This is a genomic window from Paenibacillus sp. FSL R7-0189, from assembly GCF_037969925.1.
Classification (GTDB): Bacteria; Bacillota; Bacilli; order Paenibacillales; family Paenibacillaceae; genus Paenibacillus_AQ; species Paenibacillus_AQ odorifer.
In genome coordinates, this window is the sequence record NZ_CP150223.1 from 3,523,318 (window position 1) to 3,549,340 (window position 26,023).

Below are 26,023 nucleotides of genomic sequence, written 5' to 3' on the forward strand. Positions count from 1 at the left end.
TTTTTTATTGTGTTAATAGATTTAGAGTTTCATATTACTGCTGTGACCCGGTGAAAGCTTGGCTTCTGGATCAATGTACACCTTAGCATTATTCACAGCCGTTGGAGCTTCGCCAAATCCTACAGCAATCAGCTTCAGCTTACCAGGATAAGTTGTGATATCGCCGGCAGCAAATATGCCTGGAATACTTGTTTCCATACGCGAGTCAACAACAATGGAGTTCCCCTCAATCTCAATACCCCATTCGGCAATAGGACCTAGGGAAGAGATGAATCCGAAGTTAACAATAACGCTGTCCACTTCAATTTCTTGAGTTTCTTTGGTCTTGATATTTGACAATGTAACCTTAGTAATGAACTCTTCACCATGCAGCTCTGTAATTTCAGTAGGGGTAACTACGTTAACCTTGGAAGCCATCAGGTTCTCAACGCTATGTTCATGCGCACGGAATTTATCCCGGCGGTGAATCAGGGTTACCTGTTCAGCGATGGGTTCCAGCATGAGTGCCCAGTCAACTGCAGAGTCACCGCCACCGCTGATCAGAACTTTTTTATCTTTAAAGGCATTTAGATCATTTACAAAATAATGGAGGTTTGCTTTTTCAAAACGTCCAGCGTTGGGTAATTCCAAACGACGAGGTTCAAATGCACCTACACCAGCTGTAATGATGATCGCCTTACTGTGGTATTCGGCTACATCGGTTGTAACCACAAAATGACGTTCGTCCCGTTTTTGAACAGAAATCACTTTCTCCTCCAGCCGGATATTGGATTGGAACATATCCATTTGCCGTGACAGGTTGTCGACCAATTCTTGTGCTGTTACTTTTGGAAAACCTGCCACATCATAAATGTATTTTTCTGGATAAAGGGCAGCAAGTTGTCCCCCCAATTGGGGCATACTTTCAATAAGGGTTACTGATGCCTGACGCATTCCGCCGTAAAATGCGGCAAACATGCCAGCTGGCCCGCCACCTATGATTAAAAGGTCGCTCATAGGAACGCTGGATTGCTCTTGGGTCACGGGATATTACACCTCCGAGTTGATATATTCATTTTGCCATACTTGTGTACCTACTTATTATAATCATTGTGACACATACCTGCAAAGAAAGACTTTAGAAGTCAATAAAAGTGTGACGTTTTTTAGTATTTTAATGTTTGATTAATGCTACACTAAGGTTTACAATGGATATGGTCAATTTAGAAATGCTTCAAGTTTGATTGGAATTTCTTCTAAATATAAGTGTATAAATTCACAAAAAGGACCGTACATTGTTTCAATAAAAAATACAAAGACAGATTTACCTCTTGGAAGGAGCCGGAACATGAGTAGTATTCCCAAAATCGTTATCTTAGGCGCGGGCTATGGGGGTATTTTGACCGCACAGCGCTTGCAGAAGGCTTTGAATTATAATGAAGCGGATGTCACGCTTGTAAACCGTCACGAGTACCACTATTTTACTACCCATCTACATATGCCTGCCGCGGGTACGGACAGTATTGAACACACTCGGGTGTCCATTTCGAAACTAATCGATGAATTCAAGATCGACCTCGTGAAGTCATCTGTTCAGGAAATTCGTACTCAGCAGAAAAAGATTATTTTGGAGGATGGTACCCTATCGTACGATTATCTTGTCATTGCTTTAGGTGGAGAGCCTGAAACATTTGGTATTCCTGGACTTGATAAATACGCACTGACAATCCGGAGCATCAATTCCGTTCGTTTAATTCGCGAGCATATTGAATATCAATTCGCTAAGTACAAGAACGAGAACAATGCTCAGGAGCATATTAATTTTGTTGTCGGTGGTGCCGGCTTTAGCGGTATCGAATTTGTAGCTGAATTAGCTGACCGTATCCCTGGACTGTGTAAAGAATATGACGTTGATCCAAGTATGGTTAATATATATAACGTAGAGGCTGCTCCGACAGCACTGCCTGGTTTTGCTCCTGAGCTTGTTGAGTATGCGATGGACTTGCTCACCAAAAAGGGAGTTACCTTCAAGATGGGGGTTGCGATCAAGGAGTGTCTGCCAAACGGGGTGATTCTGGCATCAGGCGAAGAAATCAAAGCCTCCACAATTATTTGGACAGGCGGAATCCGTGGCAATCGTCTTATTGAGGCTGCCGGATTTGAAGCTATGCGTGGGCGCGTGAAGGTAGATGAATATCTACGTGCACCGGGCCAAGAGAATATCTTCATTATTGGTGATGGCTCCCTTATGATTAATCCGGAAGGACGCCCTTACCCGCCAACCGCTCAAATTGCTATGCAGCAGGGTGAATGTTGTGCGCATAATTTGGTGGCAGCAATCCGCAATCAACAGCCGAAGAAATTCGCATTCAGCAATAAAGGAACCGTAGCTTCCCTAGGCAAAGGCCAAGGAATCGCTGTAGTAGGCAGCAAAACTTACAAGGGCTGGACTGCAGCTCAGTTGAAAAAAGTTGTAGATATGCGCTACTTGTTCATTATCGGCGGAATTCCGCTGGTTCTGAAAAAAGGAAGATTCTTATAAGATGCGCCATTGCAGCGTACAGGTACGCGGACTGCTGACTCGGGAAGAATTGGACCGTTATAACGGACTGATAGAGGTTGGATCTTATCTGGAGGATCAGAACCAGTATGATCTGGCTTATATCGTTCAGAAGGAAATTGATCTGCTCATTCTCCCTGGTATCGAACGCCTGAAGGATAAAGGGCGCGCTCGGGATCGGGCCACGGCTGAATATCTGGAAAGTTTACGTGAAGATGATGAGGATAACGAAGATGAGGATTCAGGAACTTCGGTGTCTTAATCTAATAATATGGCAATAAAAAGGGTGTGTCTCCATACGAACTGGAGACACACCCTTTTTTGTTATTACAGCTTGAGCATTTCTTCAAAAGATTCTTCAGTCAGCAGATTGCCGACATAAAAAGGTCCGAATTCGCCGTAACGAGCACTTACTTCGTCAAAACGCATTTCGTATACCAGCTTTTTGAATTGCAGTGCATCTTCAGCGAACAGAGTCACGCCCCATTCCCAGTCATCAAAACCGACGGAGCCGGTGATAATTTGCTTCACTTTGCCTGCATATGAACGTCCAATTAACCCGTGTGAAGCCATGAGTTCCCGGCGTTTGTCCATATCAAGCATGTACCAGTTATCGGCAAGCTCGCGTTTTTTGTTCATAGGATAGAAACAGATGTGTTTCGCTTGCGGTAAAATAGGCTTTAGTCGTGCGGCAACATGCGGATTCTGCATTGGATCGCTGCCGTCGCTGCCACTGCCACCAGCAGCGTAGTTGCTTAATTCAACAATACTTACATATGAATAAGCTTTGGTTGTATATTGAGCAAAAGCGATTTTGTTAAAGGCGGTCTCAAGTTGGTTCAAAGCTTCTAGGCTTTCGCGCAAAAACATCATTACAAAATCGGCCTTTTGGCCCACTATGGAGTATACTGCGGTGCTGCCTTCTTTAGCTTCCTCAACAGGGCTCCATTCCTGCATAAAAGCATGTAGTTCTTCCAGGGCAACGGCACGTTCTTCATCATCTGCTGCCGTCCAAGCGGTCCAGTTCAGAGAGCGGAAGTCATGCAGTGCATACCAGCCTTCCAGTGTCAAAGCGGCTTCGATCATGATCTCACTCCTTAAAAGTTTTACGAAGCATAAGCCTCGCCCAAAATAACATCGCGTAAAACTCGCAATTGAAGCATAAACTTAGTCTTACGAAGCATCTGCTTCATAGGCTATGTATGATCTGATTAATCTACTTGCATTGTATCGCAATCAAGCCGCCAAGAGCAAACGGAGGCATCCTGTAAGTGTGCGAATTAGTGCGTGAATTTGAATAAAGTTCATTGCTTCGTGACATTTTTTCTAGTAAACTTACTACTAGCTTGTAAAAGATGTGCGCTTCTTTATAGAAAGGGGTGGAGACGGTAAGATGGGATTTATTCCAGTGTTTATCCTAGCCGTTTTATTCTTTGTGATGATGTTTGGTATCGGCTTTATTCTTAACATGTTAATGAAGACAACCTGGTTCCCCGCTTATCTATTCGTACTTATTATTCTACCCGTCGTAATCTATTCTATTTGGGATAGAAACGCGATGTCGCTCTGGGAGCATCTCTCCAGTTTCCACTTTGTTGATTATCTTACAGGTGTCGCTGGTCTTGCAGGTGCTATACTTAGTGGATGGACCATTCAAAAGCTGCGCTTTGGCGGTTACAAGATGTTTTAAAGATTCGAAAGAGCCTATGTTATGAATCAGTCTTATATTTCTGCGAGAAACGGGATACCTTCCTCTTTAGAGGACGGCGAAGCCGTTTCTTCTTGTTTAATAGAGGTAGATATTCGTAAGAAGAAGTTGATTATATTGCGAAAAGAGTCGAAATTGGGATTTTATTTACATTTTCGCTATGTTAATTTGTGATAGAATAGAATCCTGTATGAATTCGTGTAAACAAGGGGGTATCCGTAGATGCGGATGAGTAACTTACATCATTTCACCGAACATCATCGGTACTGCGTTTCCCGCGAATTTGGTCTTAGTGTTATAGATGGACGTATGCTTAGCTCTGTATATCAACCTATGGTGGGAGCCTTTGCAATCAGTTTCTATCGCTTGCTGGTTGAACATGTGCCAGCAGATAGCATTGGCTATTCTGGAGTGGAGCAACAGCGCAGGCTATTTATGACTTTGGGTGTTGAACCCAATGAGAAAGGCCGCAAATATTTAATTGATCAGGCTTCCCGGTTAGAAGCAGTGGGTCTGTTGCAGACCTGTCGAATCTATGTGCCGGAAACAGATGATTATTTATATGAATATGAGCTAATGCCGCCGCTATCGCCAGCCGACTTTTTTGCCACTCAGCATTTAACCTTGCTGTTACGTGATAAGATTGGCAAATTTGCTGTGCTGTCCTTACGGGAACAGTTCTGGAATCGCGAGCCGGAAGAGTGGAGTCGCAGATCTATAGGCAAAGAGAATATTTCCGTGCCTTTTTATGATATTTTTCAACTTAATACACATGTCATTGATTATGAGTTGGAGCAAGCTTTGGCGGAGGTAGCCTCTGTTCGACAGCCCGGCACGCTTGAATCCGGAGAGCAGGCAATCGGATATAGTGACATTATTTTGCGTTTTCCACGGGAGTCTGTGAATCGGGCTCATGTAGAAAAACTGCGCTTTGACCATACTCAAATGGGTGTAATTAACTATGTTGCTCATAAATACGAACTGAGTCCGCAGGATTTATGTCGTTTGCTGGATGAGGATGGAGTGTTCTCACCGGAGGGCGAGGTAATGCTGGATGCGTTGCAATATAAAGCGAGCCAACATTTCAGGCAAGATATGAAACGACAGGAAAAACGTGAAATTGCGGCTGCAAAAGTTGTTTCCATCCGGTCCAGTGCGACCGAAGAGAATGATGATTCTATAGCACCACCAGAGCAATCAGTTGAGATGGAGTATTATGTAGAAGTACCGCCACAATTTTTGTCCAAATGCGACATTCACCAATATAATATGATGCTGCGTAACGAACCTTATACAAGACTGCTACAAACCTTTTTCCCGGGTGCAGTGCCCAGCCATCTGATGGATATGTTCGAGAAAATAGATCTGAACTATAAGCTGAGCGGTGAAGTAATTAATGTACTCATTCATTATTTAATGACTATGGTAGCTTCGGGTGGAGAACAGCGGATGAACCGCAATTTTGTAGAGGCTATCGCCTCCAATATGCTGGTTAAACAAGTGAACACCTATGAGAAGGCTGTAAGATATATTAGAGATCAGTCCAAAGTGAAGGGCAAGGGGACAACGCCTAATACTGCTGGAGGAACACGATCACGTTCTTATGCCAAAAATACAGGCCGATCCAATAAACCGGAAATTCCGATTGTGCTGGATGATGGAAGTGCCGGAACAGTATCGGAAGAGGAATTCGCGGCGATGATGAAGAAAGCGGCAGAAATTAAGGCTAGTAAGAAAAAAGGCGTATCGCAAACGCCTTAATGAAAGAGAGGTGGAACAATGGAGTCTATGGGCGATGTACTTCGTTCGATCAACAATCCAACTCTACGGCAGCGTCAACGCGATCTTGAACAGGGGTTATTCAATCATCCACTTGTGAAGGCATTACAGTCCGAACATCCTGAGCTGGACGAATCACGACTGCGGCTTCATATGAGTCGCCTGTATCAATATGTAGAGGAAAGCCGAAACTGTGCGAACTGCCCAGGACTAGAGAAGTGTCCAAATGATTTTCCTGGCCATTATAGTAAACTAACGGTAGAAACTGTGAATGGTTCAGTGGATCTATATGAACGCAAGACGGCATGCCGACTTAAAGTGGCACAAGATAATCAGGATAATATCCGCAAACGTATTCGTAGCTTTTATGTGGACGAGCGTGTACTTAACGGCGGTTATGATGAGATAGATATTATGGGCAAAGACCCGCGCCGGGTCTCGGCTGTGAATAAAATATTTGATTATATCACCAGTGTTAAAGAGGAAGGCCTGACTTCACGCGGCATTTATTTACATGGCTCTTTCGGAACAGGCAAAACTTTTTTGATGTGTTATTTGCTGCATGAGCTTGCTGTTGCTGGATATACCGGAGTGATCGTATACATGCCAGACTTTATAGAGGACTTGAAATCGATCATGATGGATGGCCAGAAAATGAAGGAAACTGTCGATACGATGAAAAACTGTGATTTGCTTATTTTTGATGACATTGGTGCGGAAAATTTGAATCCTTGGGCTCGTGATCATGTACTTGGGGCGATCTTGAATTATCGGATGAACCGCAAACCAACCTTCTATACCTCGAATTATCCATTGGATGGCTTGGAGAAACATCTTAGCTTTACGAGCAAAGATGGTGAAGAGGTCTATAAAGGCCAACGACTAATGGATCGCATTGCTCCTTTTGTGGATGTGCTTCCACTGCATGGGGAGAATCAGCGAGGGGCCAATAGATAAGCTGGAATATTCATAATGTAAAATTCAAAAGAGCAGTGGTTCTCCTTTTATTGGAGGATGGCTGCTCTTCGTTTTTTTAGTTATTCGAACTCAAACGCCGCTTTTTCCATGCTGCGAAGCAGGATCGCCGGAAGTCTTGAGTGTACTTTAATTGTCCAAACACACTTTCCGGCTGCAACATCTGGCGGGCATACTCACTCTGATCGATAATTAGGGAATACCTCCCTAAAATTCAGAGGTTTCTGCTCATTAGACTACTAATTAGGGAATATCTCCCTAAAAATGAACTGATTCGTCAGCGAAAATAGATATTCTCCCGATTATTAGGGAGGAATTCCCTGATTCTGTTCATTTATAGCAATTATCGGCTATAATCAGGGAGGTTTTCCCTCATTATTCTCAAAAAAAGAAGCCGTCCCATAAGTAGCATTCACTACTTTTGAGACAGCTTCTTTTTATTGTGCGATGATTCCTTTACTCCGAGAGAATGAATTTAAGGATGACCATTCCGAAAAAGACAACCGTCATAAACGTGGTCATTCCGAAAAATCCGGTCATTAAATCCCCAAGATCATTGCGGGGTTCTTCGTTGATATGTTCTCGTGGGTCCCGTACTTGCGCGTTAACATCCATAGTTTCTGCCTCCTTACAGGGACAAGCCCTGTATTGTTAGATGCAAATTGACATTAGTTTTATGAAATAAGTCATTGACAATTAATGCGCTTTATTTAAGTATACCGAAATGCTGGGGAGGTTGTAAAGAAAAGAGTACGTAAAAAAAATACATTGAAGGCAATATAATTGCGAGTGATATTTCACATATCCCATAAAGATATGTTATACTTGTAATGTGTCGGTAAGTGGTAATTTGGTTATCATATTACATGAAACAATTTATTAACTCATATTTCGGAGCAGCTTCCATGAACTAAGCTTTGGCTTAAGATGTGCGTAATGCTTCGCAAAACTTAAAGGAGGAACAATATCATGGCTATCGTGAACGTGTCTGACCAATCCTTCAGTAACGAAGTGGAAGGTCAAGGTACTGTAGTAGTAGACTTCTGGGCTCCTTGGTGTGGTCCTTGTAAAATGCTCGCTCCAATCTTGGATGAATTGTCCACAGAGCTGGGAGACGACGTGAAAATTGCAAAATTGAATGTGGATGAGAATCCGGAAACGGCTTCCCGTTTTGGTGTTATGAGTATCCCAACTCTGATCTTCTTCAAAGACGGTCAACCGGTAGATAAAGTTGTGGGACTGAACTCCAAAGAATCCCTGAAAAATATCGTAGCAAAACATCAATAATTGATAGATGCTACTGTTCGGGCCTCGGCCCTGCCACTCAGCGCCTTCGGTTCATTCCGGAGGCGTTTTGTGTGCTGAATGCCAACTAATCATGGGTCCAATTTAGCTGGAGGGGATCATTTTGGACAATATCCGCAATAAACTGGCACTACTACCCGATCTGCCTGGCTGCTATCTGATGAAGAATCAGGAAGGCACTATTATTTATGTGGGCAAAGCGAAGGTACTCAAGAATCGGGTGCGGTCTTATTTTACAGGCAGTCATAATGGTAAAACGCAGCGGCTTGTCGCTAATATTGCTGATTTCGAATACATCGTTACGTCCAGTAACATGGAAGCGCTCATTCTAGAGTGTAATCTGATTAAGAAACATATGCCGCGTTATAATGTGCTTTTGAAAGACGACAAGACGTTTCCTTATATAAAAATAACGAATGAAACTCACCCGCGCCTTGAGGTTACACGCCGGGTGATTAAAGATAAAGCAAAATATTTTGGCCCTTATCCTAATGCTTATGCTGCTCAGCAGACAAAAAAGCTCCTAGATCGTATGTACCCGCTTCGTAAATGCGGTGTGATGCCAAAGGAGGTCTGTCTTTACTATCACATGGGCCAGTGTCTGGCACCGTGTGAGAAGGAGGTTCAGAAATCCGAGTATGAGCAGATTACGCAGGATATCGCTGCTTTTCTAGGCGGAGGTCATGAGGCGGTTAAAAAGGATTTACAGCAAAAAATGCAGGAAGCTGCTGAGGAGTTATATTTTGAGCGGGCGAAGGAACTGCGGGATCAGATTATCCATATCGATGCATTGATGGAGAAGCAGAAGATCAACACTACAGATACTAAGGACCGGGATGTATTTGGTTATGCTGTAGACAAGGGATGGATGTGTGTACAGATTCTGTACATGAGACAAGGGAAGATGATCCAGCGCCATTCCTCCGTGTTCCCGTTCTATGGTGAAGCCTACAGTGACTTTATGTCTTATGTGACGCAGTATTACAGTGATAATCCCGCTTTGCCGCAGGAGATTCTGCTGCCGGATGTGCTCGATGAGGAGTCTCTGGCTAATAAAGAGGCTAAACCTGAGATCACGATAGCTGCTCCAGCAGAAGCGGATTTACAACAGGGTGAAGATACTCCTGAATCGGCTGAAGAGGCTGAGGCACGTTCGACGGCGGCGGAGGAAGCTGCTGCAGCTGGGATCGTGGATGCCGCCGGCGGCGCCTCCATTCTGCAGGAGTGGCTGGGCATTAAGGTGCTTGTGCCACAACGCGGCCTTAAGAAGCAGATGGTTGGCATGGCCTGTCAAAATGCAAGAGTGGCTATCGACGAGAAATTCCGGCTGATTGAACGGGATGAAGAGCGTACCTCTGGAGCAGCGATCAGCTTAGGTGAGAGCTTGGGTCTTGAACGCTTGAGCCGCATTGAGGCGTTCGATAACTCGAACATTCAGGGGACTAACCCGGTCTCAGCGATGGTTGTCTTCATTGATGGCAAGCCTGCACGAAAAGAGTATCGTAAATATAAGGTTCGTACGGTAGTGGGTGCGGATGATTATGGAACGATGCGCGAGGTCATTCGGCGGCGATATGAACGGGTATTGAAGGAGAATCTTCCGATACCGGATCTTATCGTGGTCGATGGCGGGAAAGGGCAAATCTCCTCTGCTATTGATATTCTGGAGAATGAGCTGGGATTATTCATTCCGGTCTGCGGCCTTGTTAAGGATGATAAGCATAAGACGGCTCAGCTTTTGGTTGGAGATCCGCCAGAACCTGTCGCGCTAGCCCGGGACAGTCAGGAATTTTACCTTTTGCAACGGATTCAGGATGAGGTCCATAGGTTCGCGATCACCTTCCACCGTGAACAGCGCGGGAAGTCCATGGTTACCTCCAAGCTGGACTCTATACCTGGTATAGGTGAGAAGCGCCGTAAAGCGTTGCTTAAGCATTTCGGATCGCTTAAGAAAATTAAAGAAGCCTCCGTGGATGATTTCCGTACACTTTCTATTGGAGAAAAGCTGGCAAGACAAATTCTTGATGCGCTCAAGGACGAAGAGCCAACCTCATAGCAATGATGACAAAAGAAAAAGGGTATCACAGCAGCGACTAAAGCTGCTATGATGCCCTTTTTTTAATTTGGTTATAGGATGTACACTATTTTATTTTCTTAAATCAAAGAAGAAGGCTCCACCGGCTTAGGTTTCTGTGGTGGATTAAATCGATAGACGATGTAAGCGACTATGAACGGCATAATAATCGCGAAGATACCCGCGCCTACATTTACGCTCTCCTTCATAAAGATCAGCGTAGCGCCCATCAGGATGCTGTCAAACACGACGTGGCTGAACATGACAGCAATAAATCCGTAACGAAGGAAAATATAACTGAACAGCAGCCCGATTACGGTCAGCTCAATGGGACGGGAGCTGATGGGATAGATCGGATATAACGTATGGCCAAACGCCCAAACCAGCGTGGTGATCAAGCAAGCGACAAAAGTGTTCCGGAACACCTTTTTCAGCATAGGAATTCCGAAAAAGCGATAAATGGCTTCCTCAGATAAACCAGCGAGCCATGCGACGATAGGCAGAAGCCAAGCATATCTCATGTTATAAGGAGATTGGGTGGCGTCTGTAGTAGACCAATTGTGCAAGGTAAACGATAATATGATGAACATAACCGTCTGCACCCCTAGCAGAACGAAAGCCCAGATGTAACCAGCCCGGATACTGTCCAACACATATTGTCCATAGCCGGGCTCTTTGGCGCGGGGCCAAGGGTTCATGCCTTCCTCTTTTCGCCATAAGCCATTGCCGCCCACTAAAGAGAAGTAGAGCAAGGAGGACATCAGCAGGCTGTACAAAGCATAAATGATAAACATAATGACAGAGGTAATCTGTGCTTCTAGCCCTTCGCCCGTAGATTCAGGCAGCATATTATAGGTGCTGATCATCATGATTACAAAATAGGCTGAGCTTAGGAATACTCCACGTTTAAAGGAAGTATGCTCTCTTCTAAGAATACTGTAGACGAGTGCCAGAATTCCTAAAATCAGTGTGGGTATACCGTAACCGAATAATGTTAGCTTTTCCGCTAAAGAGGTCTGTCCTTGTACGTAGGAGGTATGCCAAGCTGGTGCAGTGAATCCGGCATTAAAGCTGGAGACCTGCTCTCCACTGAAATCAAAATAATAGTGCAATAAGGATTCGCCGACCTGAACAGTACTATCCGTATACACTAGCCCATGGCTTCCTGTATTCGATTCAATTTGTAGCTTGGCAGGATTTACTTCCCATTCCTGAAGCCAAGGACGAGCAAGATTCTCCTTCTGCGCTAGAGTGAGGTCAGCTCCCTTGTCCTCTTTTGCACCAACGGAAGCAATGCCAGACCCCTCTTCGGAGGCAACTTTTGCAGCCTTTGAGAAAGCGACAATCTCGCCGGTATACATATTGAGGTCAACGATGATTTGCGGCTCTTGATCCGCTGACGGAGTAAGCGTTGCACGAAAGACATCAAAAGGATATTTTTGATCCAATTTTTTCTTGGTGTAGTCCTCCACAAGCTTCTCGCGAGACATATAACCATAAAAGGAAGAGTCCGTCTCGTAAAGTACATTCCATTGATCGTTTGGTGCTTCGGTGTAATTGAGCTTTTGTTCTGCGAATAATACGGCTTGGTCACGGGCTTCTGCCTTGCTAATAACGGTGGTATCTTCCCCTGTAGAGCTGCTTAGCAGCGAAGGGGAAATCTGAAACATAATAAATAGAATAAGACCGATAATGCCCGAGATGATGAGCCTCTTGGAGAGGGCACGTTGCTGTAGGGGCTGGCCGACGGGATTCATGTAACGCCTCCTTGTTATGTACTGACAATGTTATGTTCCATTATAGTATTAGTGCCTGGCTGGTTACAAAAAACATTATATGTTCTTTTTATGGGTAATAGAGATAGTATAGAATAGTCATGTGAATTTATACCATGAATTTTATCGTGTTCATTTGTGTACGAATGGTGAGAATCGGTGTAATTGCAGGGAAAACACGGAAAAGTGATGAGAAAAGGTACTCCATTTGATGCAGTCTCTTTAAACCGCATTTTTTCATGTGAATGAGCATTAATTGTGTCTTTGTGAATTCACTAAATAACGTATATAATTTGTATGCAATTGTATAGTAGCCGAATTTCTGGTGAAAACGGGGGAACCATAAGAAGTGATGAAAAGTGGAGTGTACAAGATAAATGGCACTTTCATCAGGGGTGAATTTCGTTCTAGGAACGAATAGGGCAGCCTGCACAGTCCGAATCCGTCAGCTAACCTCGTAGGCTAATTTACTGCAGGAACCAAGTCAGCATTGGTTTTCCAGTGCTTTTTTTGTTGGAATTTTTGATAAGAAGGTGAGCATAGTGGCTTCACAGTTTCGCAGGATTTCTGAATTTAAGTTTCTGAAGCTCTCGCCGCCGCAGATACTGGTGCTTGGTTTTGCATCGATTATTCTGATAGGGGCCTTGCTGCTTATGTTGCCCATTTCAAGCACAAGCGGGAATTCCGTGGAATTTATTGATGCATTATTTACTTCAACTTCGGCAACCTGTGTAACAGGACTTGTTGTGCTGGATACCGGAACTTCGTTCACGATTTTTGGGAAAACCGTAATTATGATCCTGATCCAGATCGGCGGCTTAGGTTTTATGACCATGGCCACTCTATTTTCACTGGTGTTAAAGCGTAAAATTTCTTTGCGGGACAGGCTAATCCTACAGGAAGCCATGAATCAAGGCTCTATGGAAGGAATTGTGCGACTGATCCGGAGAGTCCTTATATATTCTCTTGTCATAGAAGGCTGTGCCGCTTTGCTGCTGTCTATTCGCTGGGCTTTTGATATGCCACTGGGAAAAGCGATTTATTTTGGCATATTTCATGCGGTGTCTATGTTTAATAATGCGGGGTTCGATATTTTTGGGGATTTTCGCAGTTTAACTGATTATGTATATGATCCGCTTGTGAATATTATTGTGATGTTTCTGATTGTCTCCGGCGGGATTGGTTTTATTGTAATGTCAGATCTGGTGGAGTTTCGGGTAACCCGCAGGCTGTCTCTACATAGTAAAGTTGTCCTGTCCACCAGCACAGGGCTGATTCTGATCGGAGCTCTGGTTATTTTTATATTCGAGTTTACTAACACTCGTACCCTAGGTTCACTGAATTTTGGCGGTAAAATATTATCAGCCTTCTTTCAATCCGTGTCTCCCCGTACGGCTGGCGCGAACACAGTTGATATTGCTGGACTTCGGCAGGCTACACAATTTTTTATAGTGATTCTTATGTTTATTGGTGCTTCTCCAGGCTCAACGGGCGGCGGGATCAAGACAACAACCTTTACGATGATGATTGGTGCTGTTATTGCTATGCTGCGTGGACGGGAAGATGTTGTGTTGTTCCGTTATCGGCTGGCTCAAGAGCGCATCTACAAGGCATTAACGATCACACTGCTGGCTTTGTTGTTAATCGCCTCTGTGTCGATGATACTCTCCACAACTGAAGACAGTAATTTCTTGGCAATCTTGTTTGAGACGACCTCCGCCTTTGCTACGGTAGGACTGACTATGGGGCTAACTCCGGAACTGTCAGCGATCGGTAAGATTCTACTCTGTCTGACGATGTTTGCAGGTCGGCTAGGTCCACTAACCTTGGCGTATGCACTCGGTCCCAAACAGGGTAAACCACTGTATAAGTATCCTGAAGGTAAAATAATTATTGGATAGGAGTTAATTAGAAATGAAAGCACAGCAATTTGTAGTAATCGGCTTAGGTCGCTTCGGTTCAAGCCTGGCGCTTGAGCTGATGGAAATGGGCTACGAGGTGCTCGGCATTGACCACCATGAAGAACGCGTGGAGGAAATGAGCGATCAGCTGACGCATACGGTAGTAGCAGATGCTACAGATGAGGGAATTATGCGCTCGCTTGGTGTACGGAACTTTGATTGTGGGATTGTTGCGATTGGTGACAATATGGAGAGAAGCATTCTGGCGGCCATTTTGTTAAAGGAGATTGGAGTCAAGCAAGTGGTGGCTAAGGCAATCTCCATCCTTCATGGCCGCGCACTGTCGCGGCTGGGGGTTGATCGGGTTATTTTTCCGGAGCGGGATATGGGGATTCGTGTGGCACACCAGCTGGTGACGCCCAATTTGCTGGATTATATTGAACTGTCCAAGGATTATAAAATTGTCGAGCTGACCGTGCCATCCTGCATGAACGGCAGAAGCTTGTCCGATTTAAATACAAGAGCTAAATATGGCTGCAGCATTGTTGCCCTAAATAGGGAAAGCGGAATAATCGTCGCTCCAACTGCCCATGATTATTTAAGTGAAGGCGATGTTATGGTACTCATTGGTCCTAATGAAAGTATTGACCGTTTTGAGAGTGAAGTTGTGAACCAAGAATCATAGTAAAAGAAGCTGACTCAAAAGTAGTGAATTCTACTTGGGGGCAGCTTCTTTTTTATGGAGTAAAGAGTAGGAAAAGTAATGGATTTTACTATGCCATATGACTATAGATCACGCGTAGTGATCTGTGCTATTGGGGTGTGTGGTGGGCGAGTTACTAGGTGTGATATTCGTACGGCTGTAGTAGATGATTTGTGGTATCTGTGACAGTGGACTATGGGCGAGATGCGTTCTTTGTTTGTACGATGTACAGAGTGGGTGTGAACTAATTAGAGAAAACTTCCCTGAAAACAGCCGCTATTCGCTCTAAATAAACGAAATTAGGGAATTTCTCCCTAATAATTAGAGGGATTCCTTATTAGCTACTGAATCGGCCAAAAATTAGGGAAGTTTTCCCTAATTATAAGTCTTCTGAACAAAAATCTCTGAATTTTAGGGATAAATCCCCTAATCTTTCGATAAGTGCTTCACTTATTGCCTCATTTGGAGATCAATAGGTGCGCCCCTTGATTCATTTGGTCCGGCTTTACTGCTCACGTTCTGTCAGAAACATCTCTTCGGTTACTTGCACCAGACTGCGAGCCGCCGTGCTCATGCTTCCATCGTCACGGTAAATCAGGCAGGTGGTCCGTTGAGTCTGCTCCAGCTCCTTGATATGTAAGGACACCAGTCCGCCGCCGTTCAGCAGCTCTGGACGCAGATAAGACTTTGGCAGCAACGCAGCCGCTTTGACAGTCGGAAGCAGCCGCACGATGGCTTCGAAGGAGTCAATCTCCATGCGCACATCGGGATCAATCCCGCAGCGCTGGAATAGATCGTCCGTCAGGCGCCGGTACCAGGTCCCCTTTGAGAAGAGAATCATAGGCAGCCGGGATAGATTATCCATGGTTAGCTTGGAAGATAAATTTAAAGGATGCTGCTCTGAGACGACCAGTCGCAATTGATCCTCAAACAGAGAAATGCAGCGTAACCCAGGTTCTTGAATAGAGGAAGCGATCAGACCTACATCTGATTTCCCCTCACTAACTGAGGATACGATCTCATGCGTTCGGCCTGTAATCAGCTTCAGCTCTGCGGTCGGATATTTGTCCATATAAGCGTTAACCAGCGGCGGAAGCGTGGTCTGCAGTGAGGTAAGACTAGCCCCCAAGGTGACAAGCCTTGGCTCCCCCTCTTTGAATTTAGAAAGGGCTTCCAGAAACTTGGAACGCTGCTGCCGTTGTTCAAGCGCATAGGAATAAGTGAGACGCCCAACCTCGGTTAACTCCAGTCGTTTGCCATAACGATTAAACAGTGCGACCCCCAGACGTTCCTCGAGTTTAGAAATTTTGCGAGACAAGGCGGGCTGGGATAGATTGAGCTGGCGTGAGGCCCGGTTTAAGCTGGAATGTTCCACAACTGCTGCAAAAACATCTAAATCGTCAAACATATATTGAGGTTCCTCTCCTAGTGCGATGTATGATCAGTAGTGATGAAATTCATAGCCTTAAGGGTAACTGTTCTTATTACATAAGGAAAATCAGGTTATGTCGGAAAATGTTGTTTCGCTAAATGAGAATTATTATCATATAAAATCTATTCTTATGCGTTTATTGTATAACGTTTAATAATTAGATTGCAATTCCCTTATAAGCGAAAAAAGAGTAACATGAAAAGTGACACAAGATATTCACATTTTGTGAAAAATAAAACTAAGTCCGGTAAACTCTAGGATAACGGTAAATTAAGGAATTATGTCATTGGATTGTCAACGTTATCCTGTGTCAAATGTAGTTCCGGCGGTGAATACCCATTAATGAAAACGCTGTTTTAATCGGAAAGGGGTTACTTTGTATGAAAGGATTTTATTCCAGAAAGATTCATTCCTTGCTAGGCGTTATCCCACTTGGAGCCTTCTTCATTGAGCACATGATGACGAATTTTGCGGCTGTAGAGGGTGGCGCTTCCGGTTTCACTGACAGCGTGTTATGGCTGAACAGCTTACCGCTCGTCTTCTTCCTGGAATTGTTCGGTATATGGCTTCCTCTGCTGTACCATGGGGTATACGGACTTTATATTGCGTATCAATCCAAGCCGAACTTGAACCGTTTCAACATTGAAAGAAACTGGCGTTATACCCTGCAACGGATTACAGGTATTGTTACCTTTATCTTTATCGTCTGGCACTTGTTCCAAACACGGGTTCAGGTGGCAGTGGGTAATGTGGAGCACGAAGAATTAGGCGGTCTCATGCACGATATCGTGACTCAGCCACTTCTGCTGACACTGTATATTATCGGTATCGTTGCTGCATGCTTCCACTTCTCGAACGGTCTCTGGTCTTTCTTAATCAGCTGGGGAATTACCGTCGGTCCTCGTGCACAGCGGGTATCTTCTTACCTCTGTCTTGGCATATTTGTCTTAGTAACGTTCATGTTCCTGATTTCGCTGGTTACTTTCCGTGACAGTGAATTTCAAACTGCAGCAACTATTGCCCAGTCCATAAAGACCTTCATTTAATTTAAGAATCCTTTCTGATATTTTCGATAAAAGGAGTGAACTATCATGGCAACATCCGATATCATTATCGTGGGCGGCGGTCTGGCCGGCTTGATGGCTACCATCAAGGCAGCGGAAGCTGGTGCGCATGTCCATTTATTCTCATTAGTTCCTGTAAAAAGATCACACTCCGTATGCGCGCAAGGCGGCATCAATGGCGCGGTAAATACAAAAGGTGAGGGCGACTCCCCTTGGGAGCATTTTGACGACACTGTCTATGGCGGTGACTTTTTGGCGAATCAGCCGCCGGTTAAGGCGATGTGTGAAGCTGCGCCAGGTATCATTCACCTTATGGACCGGATGGGCGTTATGTTCAACCGCACACCGGAAGGTCTGCTCGATTTCCGTCGTTTCGGCGGAACGAAGCGGCACCGTACAGCTTTTGCCGGCGCGACAACAGGCCAACAGCTGCTGTACGCGTTGGATGAGCAGGTGCGCCGCTGGGAATCTGAAGGTCTCGTAACTAAACGCGAGAACTGGGAGTTCCTTTCGGCTATCATCGACGACGAAGGTGTATGCCGCGGCATCAGTGCCCAGAATCTTAAGACGATGGAGATTGAGACTTTTCCTGCGGATGCTGTTATTTTGGCAAGCGGCGGGCCGGGTATTATTTTTGGCAAAACAACGAACTCCGTTATTAATACAGGGACAGCTGCAAGTGCGGTGTACCAACAGGGTGTACATTATGCCAACGGAGAATTTATCCAGATTCACCCAACCGCTATTCCGGGAGATGACAAGCTCCGCCTGATGTCGGAATCGGCACGTGGCGAGGGCGGCCGTATCTGGACTTATAAAGACGGGAAACCGTGGTATTTCCTCGAAGAAAAATATCCGTCCTACGGTAACTTGGTGCCGCGCGATATTGCTACACGTGAAATTTTTAATGTGTGTGTGGATCAAGGGCTGGGCATTAATGGCGAGAACATGGTGTATTTGGACCTCTCTCACAAGGATCCGAAAGAGCTGGACGTGAAGCTTGGCGGGATTATTGAAATTTACGAAAAATTCATGGGGGATGATCCCCGTAAAATACCAATGAAGATCTTCCCGGCTGTACACTATTCTATGGGCGGCATGTGGGTTGATTACAATCAAATGACGAACGTTCCTGGTCTTTTTGCAGCCGGAGAATGTGAATATCAATATCATGGAGCGAACCGTCTAGGCGCCAACTCACTGGTATCTGCTATTTACGGCGGTATGGTCGCAGGACCAAAGGCTGTTGAATACATTAAAGGCCTGAAGAAATCATCGCAGGATATCTCTTCTTCCGTATTCGATAGCTTCCACAAAAAGCAAACGGACAAATATGAATCTCTGTTAGCGATGTCAGGTACAGAGAATGCTTATGTGATTCACAAGGAACTGGGCGAATGGATGACCGCCAATATGACCGTGGTGCGGCACAATCTGAAGCTGGAAGCGACCATTGGCAAAATCAAAGAGCTTAAGGAGCGTTATCGCAAGATCAATATGAATGATGCATCGCGCTGGAATAACCAAGGTGTGGCCTTCACTCGCCAGCTCTGGAATATGCTGGAGCTGTCCGAAGCGATGACACTTGGAGCGCTTATGCGGAATGAGAGCCGTGGTGCACATTACAAACCGGAATTCCCAAATCGTAATGATGAGGAGTTCTTGAAGACCACAAAAGCAGCCTGGACTGCAGAGGGTCCACAAATCTCCTACGATGAAGTGGATGTCTCGCTGATTCCTCCACGGGTACGCGATTATTCGAAGGATTAATGCTTTCCAGTAACAGAATAGCTTGCGAGGCAAGCTTCATGAAATAAAATCAGGCAATTTGAGGAGGGAACCATTATGGCGGAAACAGCTGCAGCTCCCAAAAACGTAAAGTTTATCATCACCCGCCAGGACGATCCACAAAGTTCATCGTATGTCGAGGAATTTGAACTTCCTTATCGTCCAGGTATGAATGTGATCAGTGCTTTGATGGAAATTCAGCGTAACCCTGTGAATGCCAAAGGTGACAGCACAGTTCCCGTATGCTGGGATTCCAACTGTTTAGAAGAAGTGTGCGGAGCTTGCTCCATGGTGATTAATGGCAAACCCCGCCAAGCTTGCGCTGCACTTATAGACAATCTGGAGCAGCCTGTACGCATTGAGCCTATGAAGACATTTCCGGTGGTGCGTGACTTAGTCATTGACCGTACCCGGATGTTCAATGCGCTAAAAAGGGTGAAAGCATGGATTCCGATTGACGGTACGTACGATCTTGGACCGGGACCGCGGATGCCGGAGAAAAAACGGCAGTGGGCCTATGAATTATCCAAATGTATGACCTGTGGCGTATGTTTGGAGGCTTGTCCGAATGTCAACGAAAAGACGGATTTCATCGGACCGGCAGCCATTTCTCAAGTACGTCTGTTCAATGCTCACCCTACAGGTGAAATGAACGCTGACGAAAGATTGGACGCTCTTATGGAGGATGGCGGGATCGATGGCTGTGGTAACTCACAGAACTGTGTACGCGCTTGTCCAAAGGGGATTCCTCTTACGACATCTATTGCAGAAATAAACAAGCAAACAACGAAGCATATGTTCAAACGTTGGTTAGGTGTGTAATTAATAGTACCGCCAAATGTTTATCTATTGAGCTATCCTCAAAGTGGATTCCATTCGCTGGGGGTAGCTTTTTTTATGTTGTTAAGACTCTCTTATCTGCTTGAGGCGGGAAAGTCTTGCAGGGCTGGAGCAAGTTCAGAATATTGACCAATTTATGCTATAATATCCATTGTTAACGTAATGTTAGCTGTGGAACAAGGAGGAATAATCGTGATTTGTCGGGAGCAAGATGGAGCAATTGTAATGGTTAAGCAGCATGATCACGGGAAACTTGCCGGAGAGCTGGCCATTGGGTTCAAAGAGCAGCATGTGCCAACTGAAGGACGCCGGGAAGAGGTACTGTGGGCAGTAGCCCAGCATGATAGGGGTTGGATTGATCTCGATGAGACCCCTTTCTGGAATGATGCGGAGCAAGCACCCTACACCTTTATTGATTTTCCTGTAGTGCCTAAGTTGACCTTTTATAAGCGTGGATTAGATGAGATCGAGGAACACACACCGTACGGAGCGTTGCTGTGCAGCTTGCATTTTGAGCGGCTTATTAAGATTTCGGGACTCGATTATCCAGAACTAACGTTATATCAAGAACATGAAGAGGAACGCAGAGCACGTATCCATCGGGAGCTTGAAGCTTCTAAGCCTATCGGAGAAGATGAGCTGTATTATGATGCCCGTCTTTTAGAATTCTGCGATGATCTGTCCTTGTATTTGGCCTTAAATGAGCCGGGGTGTCCGAAATCAGAGGAGCATCCATGGTGGCGTGAAGGGTTCTCAGGCACTGAAGATTTCAGTTTTACGTCAGGTCGTGTTATCACAGCGGAGTGGCAGGATAAGTCAACGTTAATGCTTGAACCGTTTCCTTTTGTAAAAAACCTGGAAGTAGCATTTATGCTGAGACGAGTTCAAAAATCAGAAATCGCAAAAAAAGGGATTGCACGCGCTTACAGCGAAACTCCGGAAGAAGAATGCCGGATTGTTCTAACTGCCCGAAATAATATATAAGTTATTATTTGGACCGTCTGTTTTTCGGGGAAAAGGTAAAGAAAGGAGAATCTCCCTATGAAGATACAATCGTCTGGGGCTTCTCCCAATAAGAATGGCGATAAGATCCACAAGGACCCCTCTAAGGGGCGTTCTGGTAGCGAGTCTACAATTACCCGCCGGCAGTTCCTGACTCGGAGTGCGGCTGCTGTAATCGGCGCAGGATTGCTTACAAGCGGATATGCATGGCAGGGGGAGCCGAACTGGATTGAGGTCACTAAGCTGGACTTGCGTTTTAAGGAGCTTCCTTCCGCTTTTTCAGGGATGAAGCTTGTTCATTTCAGTGATACGCATCTCGGATTTAATAAGGATGCCAGGGATCTGGCCCGACTCGCTAAACATATAAGCAAAGCTGAACCGGATCTTATTTGCTTCACGGGTGACATTGTGGACAGCGATCCTGAGGATCTTGTTGAAGCCGTACCGGTGCTGGCAGCGTTAAGTGCGCCATTGGGTAAATTTGCGATATTAGGCAATCATGATTACAAGAATACCCAGCTGGTTACCGAGCTGCTGGAGTCTGCGGGCTTCCGGGTGCTGAGGAATAAATCCTACCTTCTAAAAAGAGGCGGGGCAGTCATGGCGGTTACGGGTCTGGATGATCTGTTACACGGTAAACCCGACCCAGCGAAAGCAATTACTGGTGTTCCTGAAGGAACCTTTAACGTCCTTTTGATGCATGAGCCGGATTATGCGGATACCGCACAGGCCTATTCATTTGATCTACAGCTTTCCGGGCACAGTCATGGCGGACAAATTCGCCTGCCCTTTATAGGTGCGCCATTTACACCTTATGGATCTCTTAAATACATAAATGGATTGTATTATACAGAAGACAAAGCCATGCCTGTGTATGTGAATAGAGGGTTTGGAGAGACATACATGCCTTTTCGGTTATTGTGTAGGCCAGAATTAACGGTTCTGACGCTGCATCGGTCCATGAGCTGATTAGGCTGGAATTTTAGCTGCACGGAAGGGGAGAGAAGATGAGCACCTATGGAGCAGTGTTGTTAGAGACACAACATGGTTTAGCAGTTGATCTGAGGCTGATCATGCCTGAGGATGTTTTAGCTTTGCGGCAGCTGCTCTCCCATCCAGATGTGCAGCGCCATATTCTAGTACGCTCTGGCCCTGGATCAGCATCTGCCCAGGTGGAGAAGCTGGTAAACCGGATGTTATTTGCCTTCGATCCTTGTGCGCTGCATGCCGGGATCTATTTAAAGGGGCAGCAGCGGTTGATCGGTATAGTGGCTTTGCAGAATTGGAACCGCCGTGAGGGCACAGCTACCTTAGGATATATGCTGGACCCGGCATGGTGGGGATGCGGGCTGGCGACGGAGGCCGTGGGTTTGTTTTTGAACTATAGTGTTCATACCCTTGGGATAACAAGGATCGAAGGACGCTGCACAGGAGATAATATTAGATCGGAACGTGTGATGCTCAAGAACGGTATGAAGCTGGAGCGGGTGATGCCCAAAGTCGGCTCCTTGGACGATGTAATGAAAGTATTCACATTGTTACACAAATGAAATAATGCCGTTATCAAACTCTAACAGTGTGCGGTTAAACTAAGTACATGACCCCCTTTTAAAAATATACTGCTTTGGGACCCGATCATTCGGGTCCATTTTTTTTGATTGAAAAGAGTAGCGTAAGTGATTGGCAGTACCGAATCCGATCGTTTATGATTAACATACTATGGAGTGGAATGACCAAGGAGGCGTAACATTTTGAATGAAGTGGTACAAACATTAAAAAATCATCGTTCTTTCCGGCAATATTCAGACCAGCCTGTGGAGCCAGAGAAGCTACAAATTATGATTGAATCGGCTCAAGCCGCACCGTCATGGGTTCATGGACAGCAGGTATCGATAATCGCCATCAAAGATCCTGTGCGTAAGCAGCAGCTTTCAGTTTTGTGCGGAAATCAGAAGCATGTAGCGGCAGCACCGGTTTTTTTGGTATTTTGCATGGATTTTTATAGAGCTAAAGTAGCTAGTGAGCTGGAAGGCAAGTCTTTTGAAGCCGTAAAAGATGTGGATGCACTTTTGGTTGGAGCTACAGATGTGGGAATCTCATTGTCTAACGCGATTGCAGCGGCGGAATCCATGGGACTGGGCATCATTCCTATTGGGGGTGTGCGCCGCAACACAGCGGGTGTGATTGAACTGCTGAAGCTGCCGGAGTACGTATTCCCTGTCGTCGGCCTATGCGTGGGATACCCAGCGGAGGAGGTTTCTCAGAAGCCGCGGCTGCCACTGGAAGCTATATTTCATGAGGAGCAATACAATCCGGACGTACAAGGCCTCCTGGAGGCGTATAATCAAACCCACCGTGAATTCTTGCAGCAGCAGGGGATGACGGAGAGAGATTGGACCAGTACGATTGCTCATTTTTATGATATCAACCCGGAATATGGAGATGCGAAACGTACGCTGAAACAACAAGGTTTTAGCTGTGATAATCTGTAAATAAACAAAAAATGCACCAAGCTGAGATTGGTTTAACGGAGGGTGAACCCTGCCCCTAAACCAATAACGCTTGGTGCATTATTTAATTTCTCGCTTAAACGCTTACCGTCCTTATAGGGACGGCGAAGGCGTTTAAGCTTGTTTACAGAGAAACTTTGACTTTTTGGCGCTGCTTGTAATAAACCCAGTGTGTAAAGCCTATTTCTTTAAGCTGTGCAGCTACCGCGTCCCGATCCTCGGCGACCCGGGACGGCTTATGTGCATCCGAACCAAAACTAACCTCTACGCCAAAATGTAGTGCCCGCTCCAGAATATCTTCAGAGGGATACCAGCCGCCGACCAGCTTAGTCCCGCCTGAGGTATTGATTTCGATGGCCACGTCACATTCACTGATTACACGCAGACAATCGTCAATCGGCTGAGGTGCAGGGATTTCGGAAAAAGCAGGATAATTCCCCTTCATCGCATCAACATGTCCGAGTATTTGGAACATACCACTGCGTGCGGAATCAGCAATTAACCGGTAATATTCAGACTTCACGCGGATCTTCTCATTTTTGCTAAGGTTTTTCCAGCGCCCTTTGTTAAAAATGCTGACTCCACCAACACTATGTACCGATCCAATCACATAATCAAAAGGGTAGGCGGATAATGTCTTACGGTATATCTCAGCATGTTCGGGGAAGTAATCTGATTCGATGCCTAACAGTACGTCGATAACGCCTTCGTACTCTTTTTTGAGGGAGAGAACATCATCTACATAATTAGCAAATTCGGATTTAGCCATTGCGATTTTGGGAAAAGCCTGATCGGATGGATCTCCGAAATAGGGAGTATGATCGGAAATACCTATAACTCCTAATCCAGCGGCAATCCCAGCTTCGATATAATCTCTAATCGTTCCGTCAGCATGGCCACAGCGGAAATGATGGGTGTGTAAATCAAATTTCATCAAGAACATCTCCTTTAAACAAGGTTATGCAATCAGCTCAGAAGTAATCGGTTCCACTTTGTGGGTGGGATTTATTCAGACCCGATAAATTGGGTTTCCGGCATGCCTTTAAGATCGCTTAGGAACTGCCTCATAGCAGAGTTTACGTATTTTCCTGATTTTGTGATCACGCCAACAGGATGGGTGACTTCCAGCTCAATAATTGGCACAATTTTGAGGGTGCCGGCTCGAACCTCAGCGGTTACTGACTGCTTGGAAATAATGGCGGCGCCCAAATCGAGCTCGACCATCCGTTTCACTTCCTCGCTGCTGGTCAGCTCCATAATGACCTGAGGTTGAATGCCATGTTTGTTCAGAACCTCATCCGCAAATTTACGGCCCACTGTATCTGGTGAGAGCAGAATTAGCGGGGTCTTGCTTAAGGCTTCTATCCCAGCGGTCTTCACTTGAGCGAGAGGGTGTCTGGGAGAGACCACCAGTTCGAAGGTATCATAATACAAAATGGAAGTAGACATGCCCGGGCTACGTCCAATTAAATAACCGATGCCGACATCAACAATGCCGTTTTCGACATGCTGATAAATTTGTGATGAGGACATAGAGGAAATTGATGTTTTGATATGGGGGAACTGGTCTTTAAAATAAGATAGAATACGCGGTAAAATTTGAATGGCGATTGAGGTAGTTGTGCCTAGAACTATATGACCTTGGGGATTTTCATCAAGATCTGCAAGCCGTTCCTTAAGTTCCTCGACAATCCTCACTATTTGTTCCGCATGCTCCAGAAAGACAGTCCCTCTATCCGTTAATGTAACTGGCTGGTTTCGGTCAACCAGCTGAGTCTTGAACTCTTCTTCAAGGCTCTTAATCTGTGCTGAAACCGCTGGTTGGGTCAGATTAAGCAGTTCTCCGGCCTTGCGAAAGCTCATCGTTTTGGAAATTGTTATTAGTGTCTCCAGCTGGCTGATGTTCATGGAATACCTCCTTTGGACCATCGAATTGGATCTGTAATTGCGTTAATATCTTACGTTCCACGTTGGCATTTGTTTAAATTATAGGAGATAATACCCGGCAGAGCAATGTTGCTGCGTAAACTATCTTGGGTTTGAATTCGACATATGCATTAATTTTTGCTGAATTGTGCCGATATATAAAGTATAATATATCCATATTGCTTGGGACTTTTGGTATATGACCAAAGCACGATAAAGGGGGAGACTAGACATTCATGAAAGCAGAAGTAATTAATCCGTTTCTAGAGTCTGCACGGACTGTTATAGAACAAGTAATTCAGGTCTCGCCTTCTACGGGGAGTTTAGGCATTAAAGAAATTGAACTGATCGATAATCATATATGGATTCAAGTAGGGATGACAGGCCAACTGAGCGGAAATATTATATTTGGTATCGCGGAGCAGGTAGCCTTGCGAATGGTATCGATTATGATGGGAGGCTTTGTGATCACCGAGATGGATGAGATGGGTCAAAGTGCAATTTCAGAGCTGAGCAATATGATCAGTGGGAATGCCAGTACCATTCTATATAATCAAGGTGTTTCGGTGGATATAAGCCCTCCTCAGATTATGAAGATGGAAAGCATGTCTTTTATGCCTCGTAAAGCGCTTAGTATTCCGTTGTTGATGGATGGGGTTGGAGAGATGGATATTCAGGTGATGATCTCTTAGGCAAGAGTTA

The 26,023-nt window shown here is 45.2% G+C and carries 24 protein-coding genes and 1 riboswitch; of the genes, 17 read left to right on the forward strand and 7 right to left on the reverse strand.

From position 1 onward, the window contains the following. Positions 1-21: 21 nt before the first annotated feature. Positions 22-996: an NAD(P)/FAD-dependent oxidoreductase gene (locus MKY63_RS15345; RefSeq protein WP_036685581.1), complete on the reverse strand. Its 975-nt coding sequence runs from the start codon at positions 994-996 to the stop codon at positions 22-24. A gap of 331 nt (positions 997-1,327) precedes the next feature. Between MKY63_RS15345 and MKY63_RS15350 the strand changes: the two genes are divergently transcribed. Then, the gene (locus MKY63_RS15350) at positions 1,328-2,521 is read left to right on the forward strand and encodes an NAD(P)/FAD-dependent oxidoreductase (RefSeq protein WP_036685230.1); all 1,194 of its coding nucleotides are present in this window, start codon (positions 1,328-1,330) and stop codon (positions 2,519-2,521) included. Position 2,522: 1 nt separating this feature from the next. Then, positions 2,523-2,801: a hypothetical protein gene (locus tag MKY63_RS15355; RefSeq protein WP_036685228.1), complete on the forward strand. Its 279-nt coding sequence runs from the start codon at positions 2,523-2,525 to the stop codon at positions 2,799-2,801. A 65-nt stretch (positions 2,802-2,866) separates the two neighbouring features. Here the strand turns inward: MKY63_RS15355 and hemQ are convergent, their stop codons facing one another. Next, a complete protein-coding gene (gene hemQ / locus MKY63_RS15360) occupies positions 2,867-3,625 on the reverse strand; it encodes a hydrogen peroxide-dependent heme synthase (protein ID WP_036685226.1) in 759 nt (252 codons plus the stop codon). Between the two features lie 307 nt (positions 3,626-3,932). On the opposite strand from hemQ, the gene MKY63_RS15365 reads away from it, so the two are divergent. The 3 genes from MKY63_RS15365 to dnaI all read left to right on the forward strand — a co-directional run bounded on the left by MKY63_RS15365 (position 3,933) and on the right by dnaI (position 6,983). Further along, positions 3,933-4,229 carry a YuiB family protein gene (locus tag MKY63_RS15365; RefSeq protein WP_036685224.1) on the forward strand — a complete coding sequence of 99 codons (297 nt, stop codon included), beginning with the start codon at positions 3,933-3,935 and terminating at the stop codon, positions 4,227-4,229. Positions 4,230-4,469: 240 nt separating this feature from the next. Continuing rightward, positions 4,470-6,008, forward strand: coding sequence for a DnaD domain protein (locus tag MKY63_RS15370; protein ID WP_038573182.1), 1,539 nt, complete (start codon positions 4,470-4,472; stop codon positions 6,006-6,008). Positions 6,009-6,026: 18 nt separating this feature from the next. After that, positions 6,027-6,983: a primosomal protein DnaI gene (dnaI, locus tag MKY63_RS15375; protein WP_036685219.1), complete on the forward strand. Its 957-nt coding sequence runs from the start codon at positions 6,027-6,029 to the stop codon at positions 6,981-6,983. A gap of 474 nt (positions 6,984-7,457) precedes the next feature. Here dnaI and MKY63_RS15380 read toward each other — a convergent pair whose 3' ends face one another. Continuing rightward, the gene (locus MKY63_RS15380; RefSeq protein ID WP_094902239.1) at positions 7,458-7,616 is read right to left on the reverse strand and encodes a YqzM family protein; all 159 of its coding nucleotides are present in this window, start codon (positions 7,614-7,616) and stop codon (positions 7,458-7,460) included. A gap of 354 nt (positions 7,617-7,970) precedes the next feature. On the opposite strand from MKY63_RS15380, the gene trxA reads away from it, so the two are divergent. Next, positions 7,971-8,288 carry a thioredoxin gene (trxA, locus tag MKY63_RS15385; protein ID WP_036679814.1) on the forward strand — a complete coding sequence of 106 codons (318 nt, stop codon included), beginning with the start codon at positions 7,971-7,973 and terminating at the stop codon, positions 8,286-8,288. A gap of 178 nt (positions 8,289-8,466) precedes the next feature. Further along, positions 8,467-10,362, forward strand: a complete 1,896-nt coding sequence (gene uvrC, locus MKY63_RS15390; protein WP_218642148.1) for an excinuclease ABC subunit UvrC — start codon at positions 8,467-8,469, stop codon at positions 10,360-10,362. Positions 10,363-10,460: 98 nt separating this feature from the next. Here uvrC and MKY63_RS15395 read toward each other — a convergent pair whose 3' ends face one another. After that, positions 10,461-12,137, reverse strand: coding sequence for a CPBP family intramembrane glutamic endopeptidase (locus MKY63_RS15395; RefSeq protein WP_076099371.1), 1,677 nt, complete (start codon positions 12,135-12,137; stop codon positions 10,461-10,463). A 320-nt stretch (positions 12,138-12,457) separates the two neighbouring features. Further along, positions 12,458-12,633, forward strand: a riboswitch (cyclic di-AMP (ydaO/yuaA leader). Positions 12,634-12,697: 64 nt separating this feature from the next. Between MKY63_RS15395 and MKY63_RS15400 the strand changes: the two genes are divergently transcribed. Both MKY63_RS15400 and MKY63_RS15405 read left to right on the forward strand, forming a co-directional pair. After that, the gene (locus tag MKY63_RS15400; protein ID WP_254924578.1) at positions 12,698-14,056 is read left to right on the forward strand and encodes a TrkH family potassium uptake protein; all 1,359 of its coding nucleotides are present in this window, start codon (positions 12,698-12,700) and stop codon (positions 14,054-14,056) included. 13 nt (positions 14,057-14,069) lie between these two features. After that, positions 14,070-14,741 carry a TrkA family potassium uptake protein gene (locus MKY63_RS15405; RefSeq protein WP_036679808.1) on the forward strand — a complete coding sequence of 224 codons (672 nt, stop codon included), beginning with the start codon at positions 14,070-14,072 and terminating at the stop codon, positions 14,739-14,741. 523 nt (positions 14,742-15,264) lie between these two features. Here MKY63_RS15405 and MKY63_RS15410 read toward each other — a convergent pair. Beyond that, positions 15,265-16,167: a LysR family transcriptional regulator gene (locus MKY63_RS15410; protein ID WP_036679806.1), complete on the reverse strand. Its 903-nt coding sequence runs from the start codon at positions 16,165-16,167 to the stop codon at positions 15,265-15,267. Between the two features lie 404 nt (positions 16,168-16,571). Between MKY63_RS15410 and MKY63_RS15415 the strand changes: the two genes are divergently transcribed. From MKY63_RS15415 to MKY63_RS15445, 7 genes are all read left to right on the forward strand, one after another. After that, positions 16,572-17,237 carry a succinate dehydrogenase cytochrome b558 subunit gene (locus MKY63_RS15415; RefSeq protein WP_036679804.1) on the forward strand — a complete coding sequence of 222 codons (666 nt, stop codon included), beginning with the start codon at positions 16,572-16,574 and terminating at the stop codon, positions 17,235-17,237. Positions 17,238-17,282: 45 nt separating this feature from the next. Then, positions 17,283-19,025 carry a succinate dehydrogenase flavoprotein subunit gene (gene sdhA / locus MKY63_RS15420; RefSeq protein ID WP_076099370.1) on the forward strand — a complete coding sequence of 581 codons (1,743 nt, stop codon included), beginning with the start codon at positions 17,283-17,285 and terminating at the stop codon, positions 19,023-19,025. Positions 19,026-19,100: 75 nt separating this feature from the next. Further along, positions 19,101-19,865 carry a succinate dehydrogenase iron-sulfur subunit gene (gene sdhB, locus MKY63_RS15425; RefSeq protein ID WP_036679800.1) on the forward strand — a complete coding sequence of 255 codons (765 nt, stop codon included), beginning with the start codon at positions 19,101-19,103 and terminating at the stop codon, positions 19,863-19,865. 210 nt (positions 19,866-20,075) lie between these two features. Beyond that, a complete protein-coding gene (locus MKY63_RS15430) occupies positions 20,076-20,867 on the forward strand; it encodes a DUF3891 family protein (RefSeq protein ID WP_051491089.1) in 792 nt (263 codons plus the stop codon). 57 nt (positions 20,868-20,924) lie between these two features. Then, a complete protein-coding gene (locus MKY63_RS15435) occupies positions 20,925-21,854 on the forward strand; it encodes a metallophosphoesterase (RefSeq protein ID WP_081382462.1) in 930 nt (309 codons plus the stop codon). 38 nt (positions 21,855-21,892) lie between these two features. After that, on the forward strand, positions 21,893-22,435 hold the full coding sequence (locus MKY63_RS15440) for a GNAT family N-acetyltransferase (protein WP_051491088.1): 543 nt from the start codon (positions 21,893-21,895) through the stop codon (positions 22,433-22,435). A 210-nt stretch (positions 22,436-22,645) separates the two neighbouring features. Further along, positions 22,646-23,377, forward strand: coding sequence for an NADPH-dependent oxidoreductase (locus tag MKY63_RS15445; RefSeq protein ID WP_256717607.1), 732 nt, complete (start codon positions 22,646-22,648; stop codon positions 23,375-23,377). Between the two features lie 142 nt (positions 23,378-23,519). On the opposite strand, the gene MKY63_RS15450 is transcribed toward MKY63_RS15445, so the two are convergent. Further along, entirely contained in the window at positions 23,520-24,329 is an 810-nt protein-coding gene (locus MKY63_RS15450) for a histidinol-phosphatase (protein ID WP_038573175.1), read from the reverse strand. A 71-nt stretch (positions 24,330-24,400) separates the two neighbouring features. Next, positions 24,401-25,303: a LysR family transcriptional regulator gene (locus MKY63_RS15455; protein ID WP_038573173.1), complete on the reverse strand. Its 903-nt coding sequence runs from the start codon at positions 25,301-25,303 to the stop codon at positions 24,401-24,403. 254 nt (positions 25,304-25,557) lie between these two features. Here MKY63_RS15455 and MKY63_RS15460 point away from each other — a divergent pair, with 254 nt between their 5' ends. Then, the gene (locus tag MKY63_RS15460; RefSeq protein WP_036679793.1) at positions 25,558-26,013 is read left to right on the forward strand and encodes a chemotaxis protein CheX; all 456 of its coding nucleotides are present in this window, start codon (positions 25,558-25,560) and stop codon (positions 26,011-26,013) included. Positions 26,014-26,023 lie beyond the last annotated feature (10 nt).